This window comes from Bdellovibrio sp., from assembly GCF_036384735.1.
GTDB lineage: Bacteria > Bdellovibrionota > Bdellovibrionia > Bdellovibrionales > Bdellovibrionaceae > Bdellovibrio.
Window position 1 is genome coordinate 47,350 of sequence record NZ_DASVLT010000035.1, and the last position, 16,528, is coordinate 63,877.

The window sequence follows — 16,528 nt, forward strand, 5'->3', positions numbered from 1 at the left end:
AAAGGAATTATTTAAAATGAAATTTCTTAAGAGCCCCGCTACAACGGGGCTTTTTATTTTATTAAGCCTTTCTTTAGCGGGTTGTCCTTCCAGCTACCAGCGTCTTTCCAAAAAGCCTGTCGAGCAGGTGAATGACCACGTTTTGACTACGAAAGAATTTGCGAATCTCTTGGCCCGCAAGCTTCGCAACTTCGACGCTTTGGCAGCAAAAGATCCAAGCAATATTCATCGTGTGAAAGAGGAAATTCTGCGTGATTTCCTAGTGAAAAGTTTAACTCTTGATTGGGCTCGCGCCCAAAGCATCGTTGTTAGCGAAAGCACTCTGGATAAAGAAGTGGATAAGTTGCGAGCCAACTATCCCGATGATCTTTCTTTTCGCAGATCCCTGGCGCAAGAAAATTTGTCATTTTCAGAATGGCGCGAAGAACTTCGTTACGTATTGATCGAGCGCGAAGTGTTTAAGAAGATTAACGAGAAAGTTAAAAATCCTTCTGATGAAGAAGTGAAACGCTATTATGAAGACCATAAAGATCAGTACAAACGCAAAGAACGCATCTACATCCGCCAAATCGTCGTTGATAATGAAGCGAAAGCAGATGCTATTAGAAACGATTTAAAGACCAAAGACTTTGCCGATATGGCGAAAAAATTCTCGATCACTCCAGAAGCTAAGAATGGCGGAGTGGTTGGTTGGATTGAAAAGGGGACCGTGGACTACTTCGATCGCCTTTTCACAGCAAGCAATGGCGTGCAGACAGTTAAAAGCCCTTTCGGCGTCCATTTGATCCGCGTTGAGAAGAAAGCTCCAGCCTCAACAGCCACTTTGGATGAGGTAAAGCCGCAAATCGTTCGCACTTTAAAGGCGCAACGCGAGCAGGCAGAATATGTCGCATGGCTTGATGCGCAGCTCAGAAGTAGTAAAGTCCTAAAGGACTATGATTTGATGAATTCTATCTCTGTCGATACTCGAGGAACGAATGATTAGTTTATTCTTTGCCCTTATGATGTCTGCCCCTGTAAAAGCCGAAGTCGTCGAAAAGACTTTGGCTATTGTGAATTCAGAAATCGTTCTGGAGTCAGATCTTAAAACACTTCAAAAGCGCATGACCAAGCCCGGCATGGTCGACGATGCTTTGCTTGACGGCAAATCTGTAGACAGTTTGAAGGGTGATCGCAAAGCTCAACTTGAATATCTTATTAACGAAAAATTGATCGAATCCGAGATCAAGCGTTTGAACCTAAGTGTAACAAACGACCGCGTTGAATCTGAATTCAAGGATATGGCAAAAAGAAATAATGTCAGCGAGGCAGAGCTAGAAAGTATTTTGAAAAATCAAGGCATCTCATCTCAAGAATACAAAGTGTTCTTGAAGAGCAAAATTGAAAAACAATCTTTGATGGACCAAGAGATCATTTCAAAACTACGCATTTCTGATGACGACGCTTTGAATGAATACTTAAAAGCAAATCCAAACAGCCGTCCTTCAATTGATGAATTCAGTGTCGCGCACATTTTCTTCAATCCAAAAAAAGGATCTCCGGAAGCCGCCTACAAACGTGCTGAAGCAGTTTTGGCAAAGCTTCGTAATGGCGAAAGTTTTGAAACATTAGCTGAACAATACAGCGAAGATCCCAACTTCACATCGGGCGGAGCTCTCGGCACTTTCAAATCTGGCGAATTCTTACCAGAAATTGAAGAAGCCATTTCTGGATTGAAGGTCGGCGAAACGACAGGAATCGTGAAGTCTCGTTTAGGATTTCATATTGTTAAACTGACTGGCAAGAAACTTACGACTGATCCTAAATTTGAAAAAGCAAAAGAGCGCATCAAAGGTCAGCTTCTTGAAGCAAGCTTCAAGCGTCAGTTAAAATTGTGGTTACAAAATAAACGAGAAGAGTCCTTCGTAAGAATCAATGAGTAATCTTAAAGTCGTTCTCACTACAGGTGACATCGACGGCATTGGCTTTGAGGTCACGGCTAAAGCCCTTCATAAACTCGGCCCACAAAAAGGAGTCCAATTCTTTTTGTGGCGCTCAGAAAATGCATCAGCGAAATATTTAAAAATGCTCGATCAAAAATTCACACGCATTGTTGTGGATTCTTTGGAAGAGGGGCTTAAAGTTGAAGGTCCTTATCTTGTCGACATCGCTTCGGAAAATTCTCCGGCAGAGTGGGTTGAAGTCACCGCTAAGGCTTGCTTCAAAAAACAAGTCCACGCTATGGCTACGGCTCCGCTATCAAAAACCTCTATTAAAGAAGCCGGTTTCAAAGATCTAGGTCACACAGATATTTTAAAACGCATTTCTAAAACAAAACATGTGCACATGGGCTTTGCCGGCGACAAATTCAATGTCGTTTTGGCAACGGGACATTTGCCGGTTTCGAAAGTTTCTAAACATTTAAGTTTTTCGGCCGTTGCTGAGGCTGTATTGCACGCCAATCAACTTCGTGAAAATTTGGCAATAGCCGATAGGAAAAAACCAATCGCCGTTTTGGGACTCAACCCTCATGCGGGTGAAGACGGTTTGATCGGCCAAGAAGAGTTGCTGATCTTTCCAAACTTGAGATCTTTCGCCAAAGAGCACGGAATTCCCATCGAGGGACCTCTTGTTCCTGACGCCGCATTTTTTCCGGTGAACTGGAAGAAATATTCAGTGTATGTGGCGCTCTATCATGACCAAGGTTTAATCCCGTTTAAAATGATCCACGGACAGGATAGTGGAGTGCATATTTCCTTGGGGATACCGTTCGTACGCACAAGCGTCGATCACGGCACTGCGAAGGATATTTTTGGAAAAAATACAGCAAACGCCAACTCAATGACCGATGCCATTCGCTGGGCTATAAAATTAGCTCGACAGCACTAAGAGTTAATATTAATTCTAATCATTCCGAATACCTAGATCTAATTCAGGAAGAAGGTAACTTATGTATCAACCGGTGATTTTCAGAGAATACGACATCCGCGGCGTTTACAATGGTCAGTTCGACGACCACTTCGCATATCTTTTGGCGCGCGCTTATGTTGTCTACATGAAGCAAAATAAAAACATCTCAAATCCAACGGTCACTATCGGTCACGATGCTCGCGTGAGCAGTCCAGCGATCGTAAAAAACTTGGCAAAAGGCTTCATGGAGTCTGGTGCTAAAGTAATTCACTTGGGTCTTGTGACAACTCCTGTCTGTTATTTCTCTACATTTGAATTGAAGGGCGTTGATGGCGCGATTCAAGTAACGGGTTCCCACAATCCACCAGAATTCAACGGTTTCAAAATCTCTGTCGGTAAATCAACAATCTTCGGTGCAGAAATTCAAAAGCTTCGCGAGATCATCGAGAAGAACGAATACATCAACGGTCACGGTTCTGAAGAACACATCGACATCAAACCAATGTACTACGAACGCTACAAAAAAGAGTTCGGTGATTTGAGCGGTGTAAAAATCGTTTTGGATTGCGGTAACGGTGCTGGTGGTTCGGTTGTTCGTGGCCTTTACGAAGCTTGTAACCAAAAACCAACTATCATGTTCGAAGAACCAGATGGCAGATTCCCAAATCATCATCCAGATCCAACAGTCGAAGAAAATTTGGTGGATCTTGCTGCTCAAGTTAAAAAAGAGGGCGCGATTTGCGGTATCGGTTTCGATGGCGATGCGGACCGTATCGGCGTTGTGGATCATACTGGTAAGATGATTTACGGAGACGAGTTGATGACAATCATCTCTCGTGCAATTTTAACGGAACAAAAAGGTGCGAAGATCATCGGCGATGTGAAATGCTCTGATCGCATGTACCATGATATTGCCAAACACGGTGGCCAACCGATCATGTGGAAAACAGGTCACTCTTTGGTGAAAGAAAAAATCAAAGTTGAAAAGGCACCATTCGGCGGGGAAATGTCCGGTCACATCTTCTTCGCAGACCGCAATTATGGTTACGACGACGCTCCATACGCAGGTCTTCGTTTGGTAGAAATTTTGAAAAAATCTGGTAAGAATATCCAGCAATTACTGGAAGGTTTGCCACCAGCATTCAACACTCCAGAAATCCGCATCGACACAACTGAAGAGAAAAAAGTGTTGATCGTAGAAAAAATGAAAGAGGCCTTCAAAGGCGGCCCAGGCGCAGACTACAAAGTTGATTTGACTGACGGTATCCGCTTAAGCTTCGCAGACGGTTGGGCCTTGTGCCGCTCTTCAAACACACAGCCAGTATTGGTTGTTCGTTATGAAGCAACAACGGCCGCAGGCATGAAGGCGATCCAAGACCGCGTAGAAGCCGTAGTAAACAAATACCTATAAGGTACGCCGTACCTTTTTGCGATGCGCTTCGCTATTTATATTCAGTAGAAGGCCGAGGAAGAATCTTCGGCCTTTTTTTACTCGGCTTACCTATTGCAATCAGGGGATTTAATCTTCCTGGTGGTGGTGAGTGAAAATTAGGGTTTCGTTAAACAAAATTTTGATCGCAATGATGACCATTTCAGGCATTGTGACTAATTCTTTTACACTAGGAATGCTGCCGATTTTTGCTCATGCCGAAAATTATCCGTCGGCTTACTCTTTAGTTATTGCTTACGATGGCGGCAAATCTTGTCGCGAGTCGAACCTCGTCAAACGCGAGAGTGGTGAATTTGTTAATGTGCCTGTCGACTACAATCATTTAGAACTCGGGACAACACCTATCTATTCTTACTTTTCTAGGCCATTCAATCCAGCATTGCCTACAGTAATTTTTGTAGCAGGCGGCCCAGGCCAGGCAAGCCACTTCGAAGGGTATCCTCTAGAATATTTCTTGGAGAAAATAACCAACGGGAAATTTAATCTTCTTCAATTTGATCAACGAGGTCTTGGTTGTTCTCAACCATTGACAGAAGCTCTATATAATTCGCCTGATTTTTATAGTTCTGCCAATACGGCGAAAGATATGGACGAGTTGAGAAAGCACTACGCTCTTAATTCTGTGTCTGTCTACGGTGTTTCCTATGGAACTGTTCCTTCCACAATTTACGCAAGCCTCTTCCCCAAAACAACCACGGCTCTAATCCTTGAAGGAGTAGTCTATGACGGGGTTCATTATCCTTCGAGTATAACGAAAGACGCCGCCGCCTATTTATGGTCTCATCTCAATGAAATGCAAAGAAAACGTCTTTTCGAAATATCCAAGGCAACCAAGAATGATCCCTCTCCTTTAAATTCAGCTCTAATCGAAAACTTATCGAACTATGGATTCTATGCCTTGGAAAATTTTTTAAAGAAGGTCGGGGCTTCTGAGAATTTCGAACTTTACGATTTGAATAGGTCATTTGGACAAATGCAGAGACAATACTCCGACGACTCTGATTCAAACTCATACAACGAAATTGATGATCTGCTAATCCTAAAGATGGGAATGGTTGACACGCACATGCACGATATTCTCTTTTGCAAAGAACTAACAGGTAAAGACCCTATTTCAGATACTTTGATTTACGTCACCAATAACGGACTAGTCACAGCTAAAGACTCGAACAAGTGTGATCGTCCAGCTAAGGATTCGGACATCTACATTGCTTCGAAGTATCCTGTGAAAGTTCCAACTACTTACCTACAAGGAAGATTCGATCCTCGGGTTTATTATAAAGACGCGATCGAACATTATAATAATTCATCTGTTGGTTTTGCCCAGTTCTTATTATTTGGAAAATCCGGTCACAACCCCGCCTATGAACTAATGACAGAAGATGAGGTCAGTCAACAGCAGAAGAATCAATTCGCAGACATAATGGGCGATATCTTAAAAGGACATGACGTTTCGACAAAGATTGAATCTATCAATCAAATCCCATTCACACAGATCCACTATCAGAAGAAGTAAAAGATCCGGCAAGGAGCATGCTCGAACTTACCCTTGGGACAAGCTCAATAGATAAATCTATATATTCACTCTTCGTCTAAGTAATATTCAACGCTGGGTTGATCCTTCATAACTTTATAATATTTTGCCGTTTTCAAACCCTGTTGCATATTGGCACCCGCAGCGATAGCAATCTTCTTCGAATCTGGATAAATCATGATGTCAGTAGAGTTGGAAGTTGAAATGCCCAAATAGACCAAGGGCTCCGCACCAATATTCTTTAAGGAGTGAGCGTTCTCTTCACCGGCTGGGCATGCCACGTAATCACCAGCTCCTACTTCGTATTTTGAATCACCAATACGACACTCGCCACGACCTGAAATAATATAAAATGCTTCTTCATTTCCGAAGTGCGCATGATGTGGGAATGCTTGTTTGTCTGGAGGAATTTCATAAAGGCTGCAACCAATTTCTTTTCCGCCAGCGGCTGCGGATAGACGCTTGCGCTTACTTTCAACCTTCTGGTTATGTTGATTGTGAATGGTCTCAAGATCTTTAGCATTAACGATATGAGGATGCCTGCTCATAATAATACCTCCGCAACTCATTCTAAAAACAAGCCCGCGGATTTAACAACCAGCATCGCAAAAAGGTACGGCGTACCTTTAAATAAAAAAGGCCGGGATGAACCCAGCCTTTTTCAAAATCATATTTTGATTTTCGTTCGCTGCCTAGGCCGCGAAGCAATCTACTTCGACGGAGTCGAAGTGTAGACCTACGAAAGTTTCAAAGCGATGATCAACGCGTAGATAACCAATGACTCGATAAGAGCTAGACCCAAGATCATTGGGATCAAAAGTTTACCAGAAGCCGCTGGGTTACGAGCGATACCATCAAGAGCTGTAGCAGCAGTTTTACCTTGTGCCAAAGCGCCACCGAATACAGACAAAGCGATTGCCAACGCAGCAGCGATAGCGATCAAACCTTTATCAGAACCAGCAGCAGCAACTGGAGCAGCAGCTTCTTGAGCGAATGCAGATACAGATACCAACATAGCAGCCAATACTACGAACATTTTTTTCATGTGATTTCTCCTTAACATGATGATGAATTTTTGCTTCTTAGTGATCGTGTGCAATCGCGAATGCCACGTAGACCATTGAAAGCAAAGTAAATACAAAAGCCTGAACAAAACAAACGAACAATCCCATCATATAGAATGGAATTGGTACGCCGATTGGTACTAGATCCAAAAACACAGACAGTACCGTGTGGTCACCCATCATGACGTTCGCAAGACGAAGACCTAATGAGAATGGACGAACCAAGTGAGATACGATTTCGATCACGAACATCAACGGAGCCAAGAAGATCACTGGGCCCATGAAGTGTTTAAGGTAAGCAACGATACCGTTTTCTTTCACACCTTGGAAGTTATAGAACAAGAACATCAAGATACCGAAACCGAATGTCGTGTTGATGTTTTCAGTCGCAGGAGTCATTCCCGGAATCATACCAACCAAGTTATTGAACACGATGAAGAAGAATACTGAAGTGAAGAAAGGAACATAGTGTTTGCCATGTTCGCCGATAACCATCTCAGCCAAACCCGACATCATCTCTGTTAACATTTCCATGATACCGCGAAGAGAGAATTTATCCGCTGGCAAAACTGCAACTTCACCTTTACCCAAAGCTGCACGAGCAGCCAAGCCGATGAATACAGTTGCAACTGTCACGATAGCCAAAGTAGCCACATGATAATACTCAGTGCCCACTGCTGGAATAAGTTGTGTCCAGTTAAACGGATGATGTTCTGCCGCCATTTTGCTTTCCTTCTTTTAGAGCTTCAAAAATCGCGTAAGTGATCGCGGATATTACGAAACTCGCAACACCCATCGCGAACCACAAAGGATTAAACCAAGGTAGTTTTACGATTGTGAAGATAATGATGCCTAATATCGCGTACTTAAATACAATGATCGCAACTGCTAAGGCAATCAATTTCTTCTCAAAGATAAGGCTCCAACCCCAACCCAAAAGGGCGAGGCTAACTAAGATAGTTAAGCTTCCAGCCGCAAAAGAAAGGGCTTGATGGGGCGCATTATTTAACCAGAAGAGAGAGAATCCCAGCAGCGTCAGTGCCAGTTGGGATAGCAGAGTTACTTTCACTATACCTTGTCGTCGTTAGGAGGGTTCTTTTCGTCTTCATCTTGGAAGCGTTTCAGAAGCCAGATCACACGAACCAGCCAGCCGATTAAACTCAAAACACTCAAGCCCACAAAAAAGAGGCCCTTGGTTTGGTATTTCGCATCCAAGAATTCGTCCAGAAAAAAACATCCAAGAATCAAACCGACAAGTTCAAAGCCGATCGATGCAAAAATTATATACTTTCTCATCACTTCCTCAATCCGCGGGCGCCAGGGGCATTGCGAAGACGCTCTTGTAAACGCTTGATACGAAGTTCAATATACTCAGGAGGATTGTATTTGCCGCGATAATCTTCAAGAACCTTGATGGCTTCTTTGAAATTATTATTTTCCTCATAACAAACGGCGAGGGTGAGGCCCACATTTTCTTGAATCGATTTTTGTGGGTAGCTCTGAATCAGCATTTTAAAAATATCAATGGCCTTGGTGAACTCTTTTTTTCCAACCAAGATATTGCCCTTCAACATCAAAGCACTGAAACGAATATTGTCGTCAGCCTTCAAGCGCAGAAGATTATCGATCTCTGATTCTGCTTGGAAGAAGTTGTTTAGGTAATAATGCGCGCGCGCCACGTTGATTTTGTACTGAGCATCTTCGGCATCTGTATGAGGCATTTGCTGAAGCTTACTGTATTCACGAATGGCCGCATGATAATTTTGTAGGTTGTTAAAAAAGATAGAGGCAATTTGTTGTTGCGCCTCAACACGTTCCTTTTCAATTGGCGAATGCAGAACGATGAAGTGTTGGTATTCAATTGCCTTCGGATAGTCCTTCAATTCAAAAAAAGATATGCGAGCAGCTTCACGAGCGGCCTCTAATGGATACTCTGTTGGGGCATCACGTTTTACCACTCGATCCAAAAAAGACAGGGCCACTTTGAAGTGACCCTGTGAAATGTTTTTCTGTGCTTGCTTATAATCGCCCTCTTCCTGAGAAGAACAGGCGCCGAGAGCTAGCACTAAAACAATCAGAAGTGCTCTGATCATTTTAGTGTTTTACTTCCTCAGGAGGTGCTCCTGCGGCAGGAGTTCCTGCTGGCGTTTCGTCCGAATGATCGTCTTCAACGACAGCTACACCTGTTACAGTTTCTTCTTTTTCATCGATATTAATCAAACGAACACCTTGTGTGTTACGGCCTAGAACAGAGATATCCGTTACTTTCATACGGATCACTTGTCCTTTATCTGTCGACAAAATCAACTCATGCTTATCAGAAACTTTTTTCGTTCCGATAACTACGCCAACTTTATCAGTTGTTTTTTGAGTGATGATACCAACACCGCCACGAGATTGAATGCGGTATTCGCTAGTCTCTGAACGCTTACCGTAGCCTTTAGAAGTCACCATTAAGATTGTATCAGGAGTGTTCTTTTCTAGAACTTCCATCGCTACAACAATATCGTCTTTTGCAAGAGTGATTGCCTTCACGCCGCGAGCTGTACGCCCCATACCACGGACGTCGTTTTCGTTGAAACGAATCGACATACCTTCTTTGGTTGCGATGAAAATATCGCTTTGTCCGTCTGAGATTTTAACGTCAATAACGCCGTCATCAAGATCCGTCGTCAAAGCGATGATACCTGCTGTACGAGGATTCGCGAATGCATCCAAAGATGTTTTCTTGATCACACCTTTTTCAGTCAACATCACAACAAATCTATTTTCGTCGAACTGATCTACTGGGAGAATCGCGCGAACATTTTCTCCGCTGGCAAGCTGAACAACGTTCGCCAGTGATTTACCTTTAGAAGTTCTAGAACCTAGTGGAAGTTTATGAACTTTACACCAGTAGACTTTACCTTTGTCAGTGAAGACAAGAAGCATCGTTTTCGTTGAGGCAGAAAACAAGTCTGTGACATAGTCTTCTTCTTTCGTTTCCATGCCTTTCAAACCTTTACCGCCACGTTTTTGCACGCGGTATTCAGCTGTTGGCATGCGTTTGATAAGACCTGTGTTTGTCACAGTAACAACCATGTCTTCGTCCGCAATCAAATCTTCGTCTTCGATGTCATCCAAAGAACCTTGGATTTGAGTACGACGGCCATCTGCATAGCGTTTTTTGATATCTTCAAGTTCGCCTACGATAATTTTGTAAATTTCGCGAACATCAGAAAGAACGAATTTCAACCAATCGATTTGTTTCATCAACTCTGCAAGTTCAGCGATGATTTTATCACGCTCTAAACCTGTCAAACGTTGCAAACGCATTTCCAGAATCGCTACCGCTTGCTTTTCAGAGAATTCGAAATTCTTCATCAAGGCTTCACGAGCAGCCACTGCCTCTTTAGAAGCACGGATCGTTTTAATAACTTCTTCGATGTGATCGAGAGCTTTTTTCAAACCCTCCAAAATGTGCGCACGCTCTTGAGCTTTTTTCAATTCGAAGATACAGCGTTTCGTAACAACGTCACGACGGTGATCAACGAACGCTTCAAGCATGCCTTTCAAGTCGAAAGTTACCGGTTGGTTTTTCGCATCAAGCGCAAGCATGATGATACCAACTGAAACTTGCATTTGCGTGAATTTGTACAGGCGATTCAAGATCACGCTAGCGTTTTCGCCGCGTTTTAATTGAATCACGATGCGCATACCTTCACGAGAAGACTCGTCACGGATATCAGAGATACCTTCAATTTGTTTGTCACGAACCAGGTCCGCAACGCTTTCGATAAGTTTCGCTTTATTAACTTGGTAAGGGATCTCGGTAACGATGATCTCTTCACGGTCTTTCTGCGGAACAATTTCCGCAACAGCTTTCAACGTGATGATGCCGCGACCTTTTTTATAAGCTTGAAGGATACCTTCACGACCCGCAATGATACCATAAGACGGGAAATCCGGACCTTTAATGTGAACCATCAAGTCTTCAAGAGTACATTGTGGATTATTGATCAAGTGCACACAGCCATCGATCACTTCACCCAAATTGTGTGGCGGAATATTTGTCGCCATACCAACCGCGATACCCGAAGAACCATTCACCAAAAGATTTGGGAATTTCGCAGGCAACACCAATGGAATTTGCAAAGAGTCATCGTAGTTGGGACCGAATGCAACGGTCTCTTTTTCGATGTCGTTCAGTAACTCTTCTGCAAGATGAGTCATGCGGATCTCGGTGTAACGCATAGCTGCCGCGCTATCACCATCGATAGAACCGAAGTTACCTTGACCATCCTCAAGTGGATATCTCAAAGAGAAATCCTGGGCCATACGAACCATAGTTTCGTAAACCGCAGAGTCACCATGTGGATGGTATTTACCGATTACGTCGCCGACTACACGGGCAGACTTCAGATACGGTCTACCAGGACGGTTGTTCATTTCACTTTGTGCAAACAAAACGCGACGGTGAACAGGTTTAAGACCGTCACGAACATCTGGAAGAGCACGACCAACGATAACGGACATCGAGTATTGAAGGTATGCATCACGCATTTCCTTACTGACGTCTACGCGGGTCACACCCTTTTCTTGATTATTATTTTCCATACATACACCAACTTAAAAACTAAAAATTAAACGTCCAAGCTTTCAGCGAGAAGGGCATTGTCGTGAATAAATTGACGACGAGGCTCTACCATCTCACCCATTAAGATCGAGAATGTCTCGTCTGCAGCAACAGCATCATCGATTGTCACTTGCAGAAGAGTTCTGTTTTCCTTGTTCAGCGTAGTTTCCCACAACTGCTCAGGATTCATCTCTCCCAATCCTTTGTAACGTTGGATGTACATTCCTTTTTTCGTAGATTCCATCACATGAGCATAGAAGTCGTTGTAGTTTTCAAACTCAACTTCCGTTTCACCTTCAAGGATCGTTAAAGGCAATGTACTTACACTTTGAATCGCGGCCCAGATTTTACGAAGCTCAATAATTTCTGAAGAGCGCAAGTTATCCAAACCAAACTTCGTCGTCATGCGATCTGCATAGCGAACAGTGTAGATGTCAGCGTAAGCTTGGCCGGTAAGCTCGTCTTTTTTAACTTCGCCTTTGTATTCTGTGATGCCAAGTTTTGGATCTGAATTAATCCAAGCACCAAGATCCTCAAGAGCTGCCTTCATTTTACCTTCGTCAGCGAAGGTCTTTTCAAAATCAGCAACTTTAGAAAGTAGGAAGTACAAAACGTCTCTGTCGTATTTTTTTGAAGAAACACGAAGAAGGTTGTTCAGTTTTTGAATGTTCAAAATTAATTGGCGAAGTTCTGGTTCGCCCAAATTTTCTTTTCCCTTGATTTTGAAGTTGTTAAGGCCCGAGCTCAATAAGAACTCTGTCAATGCAGCTTCATCTTTCAGGTAAGTTTCTTCTTTACCTTTTTTCGCACGATACAAAGGCGGTTGTGCGATGTACACATAACCACGCTCAAGTACCAATGGCATTTGGCGATAGAAGAACGTCAAAAGCAAAGTCATGATATGCGATCCATCGACGTCGGCATCGGTCATGATAATGATTTTGTGATAGCGGATTTTATCCACGTTCACGTTGTCTTTACCGATACCAGTACCAAGAGCAGAGATGATAACTTTGATCTCTTCGGAAGAGATGATCTTATCAAAGCGCGCTTTTTCAACGTTTAGGATTTTACCTTTCAAAGGCAAAATCGCTTGGGTACGACGATCGCGTCCTTGTTTCGCAGAACCACCGGCAGAGTCACCCTCGACCAGATATAATTCGCAAAGTGCAGGATCACGTTCTTGGCAGTCCGCCATTTTACCTGGCAACGATCCACCATCAAGAGCTGTCTTACGACGAGTTAAATCACGCGCCTTACGAGCAGCTTCACGAGCACGCGCTGATTCCACGCACTTCATAATCACGTTTTTAGAAACCGAAGGATTTCGATCCATCCAGTCAGCTAATTTTTCATTCACCAAAGACTCGACGATACCTTTTACTTCAGCATTACCAAGTTTTGTTTTTGTCTGACCCTCGAATTGCGGTTCACGAACTTTTACAGAGATAACTGCTGCCAAACCTTCACGGATGTCTTCACCCTCAAGGTTTGTTTTCAAATCTTTCAAAAGATTTTTTTCAGTCGCGTAAGCATTCGTTGTACGAGTCAAAGCCGCACGGAAACCAACTAGGTGAGTACCACCTTCGTGAGTGTTGATGTTATTGCAATATGTGAAGATAGATTCAGAATATGAATCATTCCACTGCATCGCAATTTCTACTTCAACATCGTCTTTCTCGCCCTTAAAATAAACCACTTCGTTATGAAGAGCTTTCTTAGACTGATTCATGTATTTAACAAATTCCGCAACACCTTCAGCGTATTGGAAATCTTGTTTCTTACCTGTGCGCTCGTCCGACAAAGAAATATGAAGACCCGCATTCAAGAACGCAAGTTCACGGAAACGATTCGCAAGAGTGTTAAAATCGTAAGTCAAAGTTTCGTCTTTGAAGATATCACGATCTGGTTTGAAAGTAGTTTTCGTTCCAGTTTTTGTAGTTGGTTCACCTTGTTGAATTGGCGCAAGAATTTTACCGCGCTCGTAACTTTGTCTCCAGAAATGACCGTCACGTTGAACTTCAACGCTCACACGAGTTGAAAGCGCATTCACAACGGAAGCACCCACGCCGTGTAGACCACCGGAAACTTTATAACCACCACCGTCGAATTTACCGCCGGCGTGAAGAACTGTCATAACAAGTTCTAGGGCTGATTTGCCTGTTTGTTTTTGTGTAGCAACCGGAATACCACGGCCGTCATCTTCGACTGTGATTGATTCATCTGCATTGATAGAGACTTTGATAGTTTTGCAATAACCTGCAAGATGTTCGTCTACCGAGTTATCCACAATTTCATACACAAGATGGTGATAACCTTTAAACGCGGTATCACCGATGTACATACCAGGACGCTTACGAACCGCTTCGAGTCCCTCTAGGACTTGGATCGAATCGGCCGAGTAGGATTTTTGTTCTTCTACTGACACTGTAACCCCTCATTGTTTTGCATACCCTTCGACGCTGTCGACGGAGTCGCATTCGTTCATTCACCTCAGTTTAGAAACTGAAGTTACTTAATCAAGAATGTGACCATCCTTGATGCGCACAACAGAAACCTGGTCGAGGCTGAATGAGTCGGGCAATGTGAAATCCGTAGTCGTCACAAAAATTTGCGTATTGATCTCGTGTAAGAACGTAATCAGCGCTTCTCTTTTGGCTTTATCGAGTTCGGATAAAACATCATCTAACATCAGCACAGGATAGGTGCCGTGAGCCTTTCTATGATACACAATTTGGGCCATTTTGAAAGAAAGAATGATGGCTCTTTGCTGCCCTTGGCTACAAAAAAATCTTGAGTCTTTTCCACCATATAGGAAGACGATGTCATGCTTGTGTGGCCCTACTAGACTGGTTCCACTTGAGAGCTCTGCATCATGCAATTCTTTGATGCGTTTTTCGAGGGCAAATTGGACTTCTTCTCGGGAAAAGTTCACCGCATTCTGATCCGAAATCACATATTCCACCGAGATATCCACAGCGGAATTTCCAGAAATGTATTGCATGGCATTATTAAAATCTTTGGATAAGCCAGCGAGCGCAGTAATGCGGGCGTAGGTTAAATCGGCCCCTAAACGCACAAATTGGGGGTTTAAAGACTCCAAAAGGTTCTCAGTGACCGTTTTGTCCTGCAAGCCTTCTAAAAAGTTTTTAAGGATCTTATTGCGCGTTTTCAGAGCTTTTCGATAATCGGCGATCAAATTTACGTTTTTTCGGTCAAACGTAATCAGTAATTCATCCACGAGTTCGCGGCGATGATCCGCACCTTCTTTGATCGAAGATAGACTTTCGGGACTAAACACGACACTCGCAAAAATTCTTCTAACGTCGGCAGAGTTCACACGTTTTTCGTTCAACGTTAGAACCTTACGACTTTTCGACAGACCCATTTTCAATTTGTAGTGAAGATCGTTCTGACTAATCAAAGCTTGAATAAGTGCTTCTTGGTTATTCGAGTTGATCAGTGTGGAATTGTCAGAGTAACGGAAGGAATCACCTTGAGAGATCATGTACATCGCTTCAAGCAGATTCGTTTTACCTTGTCCATTTTCGCCGAGGAAAACATTCACTCTCGGAGAGAAAGACAGAACTACGTCTCGGTAATTCCTAAAATTAACAAGACGTAGTCGTTCAAAAATCATCAGATTCTCATAGGCATTACTACGCAAGTGTAAGACGCATCGTTATGCGGTCTCATCAAACCCGGCGATAGGTGATCGTTCAGTTCGAAATCGATCTTGTCGTTGTTGATGCTTGCTAGAATGTCAGTGATGTATTTTGCATTGAAACCGATTTTGATTTCTCCGCCTGAATATTCAACTTCGATTTCTTCTTTCGCATCCCCCAACTCTGGATTGTTCGAAGAGATTTCCATCTTGCCGTTATTCAAAATCAAGTGAACTGCTTTTGATTTTTGATTCGCCAGCAAAGACACACGTTTCAATGAAGTTAAGAAAGCTTCCTTGTTGATCATAACTTTTTGCGGAAGTTTCTGTGGAATAAACTGTTGATAATTCGGGTACTTTCCTTCGATCAAACGAATCATCAAGATTGTTGATGAATGTTTCAATACGAATTGCGAGCCTTCCACAGCGATTTCCACAGAGCCTTCGATGCCTTCCAAAATCTTTTTGATTTCATGAAGACCTTTACGAGGGATGATTACACCTTGAGTAGCAGAAACTTTAATGTCTGAAGATGACTTAGATACCAAACTCATACGGTGACCATCTGTCGCTACCATTTTGAAACCGGCTTGTGGATTCAATTCAAAGAACACACCATTCAAGTGGTAACGAGTTTCATCATTCGATACAGAGTAAATTGTTTTATCAATCATCTCTTTCAAAACTTGTGCATCAATCTTGATGAAAGCTTGAGAATTGTAAGTAGGGAAGATTGGATATTCTTCAGCAGATATACCAACAATCTTTGATGTGTATTTCCCTTGTTTGATTTCCAACCAATTATTTTCTTTTTTAATTAAAGTGATTGGACCTTCAGAAAGTTCTTTTGCGATTTCGAAAAGACTTTTTGCTGATACAGCAACTTTACCTGGTTGATGAACTTGCGCTTTGATTTGGTCCGTAAGACTTACTTCCAAATCTGTTGCGAAAACTTTCAGTAAGTTTTGATCTGCCTCAAGCAAAACATTGATGAGGATTGGCATTGTATTGCGCTTCTCAACGATATTTTGAGTTTTTCCGATAAGGCTTAATAGATCTCTCTTATCAATTTCAATTTTCATAACAAGTCCCTCTTTTAATGCCTCTCTTATTAACTATTACTTATAATATAAATAACTAGTAGTAGTAGTAGGGGCGTGGAAAACCTAACAAATCCTCTAAATGCGTGTAAACACTAAAAAACAGTTGTGGATAAAGCCTCTGCACAAGTGACCATGAAGTTCTTCAAATTTGGGGGTAACTCGGATCCACATTTTTAGCCCCAAACTCTTCCACAGGTCTATCCACAGTC

At 42.7% G+C, this 16,528-nt stretch carries 15 protein-coding genes; 5 read left to right on the forward strand and 10 right to left on the reverse strand.

The features are described from left to right. Window positions 1-16 precede the first annotated feature (16 nt). From VF412_RS09710 to VF412_RS09730, 5 genes are all read left to right on the forward strand, one after another. Entirely contained in the window at window positions 17-985 is a 969-nt protein-coding gene (locus VF412_RS09710; protein ID WP_331339039.1) for a peptidylprolyl isomerase, read from the forward strand. Further along, complete coding sequence (locus VF412_RS09715) at window positions 978-1,922, forward strand: peptidylprolyl isomerase (protein WP_331339040.1); 945 nt, start codon at window positions 978-980, stop codon at window positions 1,920-1,922. The genes VF412_RS09710 and VF412_RS09715 overlap by 8 nt, the downstream gene beginning before the upstream one ends. Further along, on the forward strand, window positions 1,915-2,868 hold the full coding sequence (locus tag VF412_RS09720) for a 4-hydroxythreonine-4-phosphate dehydrogenase PdxA (RefSeq protein ID WP_331339041.1): 954 nt from the start codon (window positions 1,915-1,917) through the stop codon (window positions 2,866-2,868). Before VF412_RS09715 ends, VF412_RS09720 begins: the two co-directional genes overlap by 8 nt. Before the next feature lie 61 nt (window positions 2,869-2,929). After that, a complete protein-coding gene (locus tag VF412_RS09725) occupies window positions 2,930-4,300 on the forward strand; it encodes a phosphomannomutase/phosphoglucomutase (RefSeq protein ID WP_331339042.1) in 1,371 nt (456 codons plus the stop codon). Window positions 4,301-4,469: 169 nt separating this feature from the next. After that, complete coding sequence (locus VF412_RS09730) at window positions 4,470-5,855, forward strand: alpha/beta hydrolase (RefSeq protein ID WP_331339043.1); 1,386 nt, start codon at window positions 4,470-4,472, stop codon at window positions 5,853-5,855. A gap of 65 nt (window positions 5,856-5,920) precedes the next feature. Here VF412_RS09730 and VF412_RS09735 read toward each other — a convergent pair whose 3' ends face one another. The 10 genes from VF412_RS09735 to dnaN form a co-directional block, all read right to left on the reverse strand. Then, window positions 5,921-6,421 carry a cupin domain-containing protein gene (locus VF412_RS09735; protein ID WP_331339044.1) on the reverse strand — a complete coding sequence of 167 codons (501 nt, stop codon included), beginning with the start codon at window positions 6,419-6,421 and terminating at the stop codon, window positions 5,921-5,923. A 188-nt stretch (window positions 6,422-6,609) separates the two neighbouring features. Further along, window positions 6,610-6,918: an ATP synthase F0 subunit C gene (locus VF412_RS09740; RefSeq protein WP_331339045.1), complete on the reverse strand. Its 309-nt coding sequence runs from the start codon at window positions 6,916-6,918 to the stop codon at window positions 6,610-6,612. 37 nt (window positions 6,919-6,955) lie between these two features. Further along, window positions 6,956-7,660, reverse strand: a complete 705-nt coding sequence (gene atpB, locus VF412_RS09745; protein ID WP_331339046.1) for a F0F1 ATP synthase subunit A — start codon at window positions 7,658-7,660, stop codon at window positions 6,956-6,958. After that, the gene (locus tag VF412_RS09750; RefSeq protein WP_331339047.1) at window positions 7,635-8,006 is read right to left on the reverse strand and encodes a hypothetical protein; all 372 of its coding nucleotides are present in this window, start codon (window positions 8,004-8,006) and stop codon (window positions 7,635-7,637) included. The genes atpB and VF412_RS09750 overlap by 26 nt, the downstream gene beginning before the upstream one ends. After that, window positions 8,006-8,233, reverse strand: a complete 228-nt coding sequence (locus VF412_RS09755) for an AtpZ/AtpI family protein (protein WP_331339048.1) — start codon at window positions 8,231-8,233, stop codon at window positions 8,006-8,008. The genes VF412_RS09750 and VF412_RS09755 overlap by 1 nt, the downstream gene beginning before the upstream one ends. Then, the gene (locus VF412_RS09760) at window positions 8,233-9,030 is read right to left on the reverse strand and encodes a tetratricopeptide repeat protein (protein WP_331339049.1); all 798 of its coding nucleotides are present in this window, start codon (window positions 9,028-9,030) and stop codon (window positions 8,233-8,235) included. Before VF412_RS09760 ends, VF412_RS09755 begins: the two co-directional genes overlap by 1 nt. Before the next feature lies 1 nt (window position 9,031). Beyond that, window positions 9,032-11,533: a DNA gyrase subunit A gene (gene gyrA, locus VF412_RS09765; RefSeq protein WP_331339050.1), complete on the reverse strand. Its 2,502-nt coding sequence runs from the start codon at window positions 11,531-11,533 to the stop codon at window positions 9,032-9,034. Between the two features lie 26 nt (window positions 11,534-11,559). Continuing rightward, entirely contained in the window at window positions 11,560-13,980 is a 2,421-nt protein-coding gene (gene gyrB / locus VF412_RS09770) for a DNA topoisomerase (ATP-hydrolyzing) subunit B (RefSeq protein WP_331339051.1), read from the reverse strand. 87 nt (window positions 13,981-14,067) lie between these two features. After that, on the reverse strand, window positions 14,068-15,192 hold the full coding sequence (recF, locus tag VF412_RS09775; RefSeq protein WP_331339052.1) for a DNA replication/repair protein RecF: 1,125 nt from the start codon (window positions 15,190-15,192) through the stop codon (window positions 14,068-14,070). Beyond that, window positions 15,192-16,298 carry a DNA polymerase III subunit beta gene (dnaN, locus tag VF412_RS09780; protein ID WP_331339053.1) on the reverse strand — a complete coding sequence of 369 codons (1,107 nt, stop codon included), beginning with the start codon at window positions 16,296-16,298 and terminating at the stop codon, window positions 15,192-15,194. The genes recF and dnaN overlap by 1 nt, the downstream gene beginning before the upstream one ends. Between the last annotated feature and the right edge of the window lie 230 nt (window positions 16,299-16,528).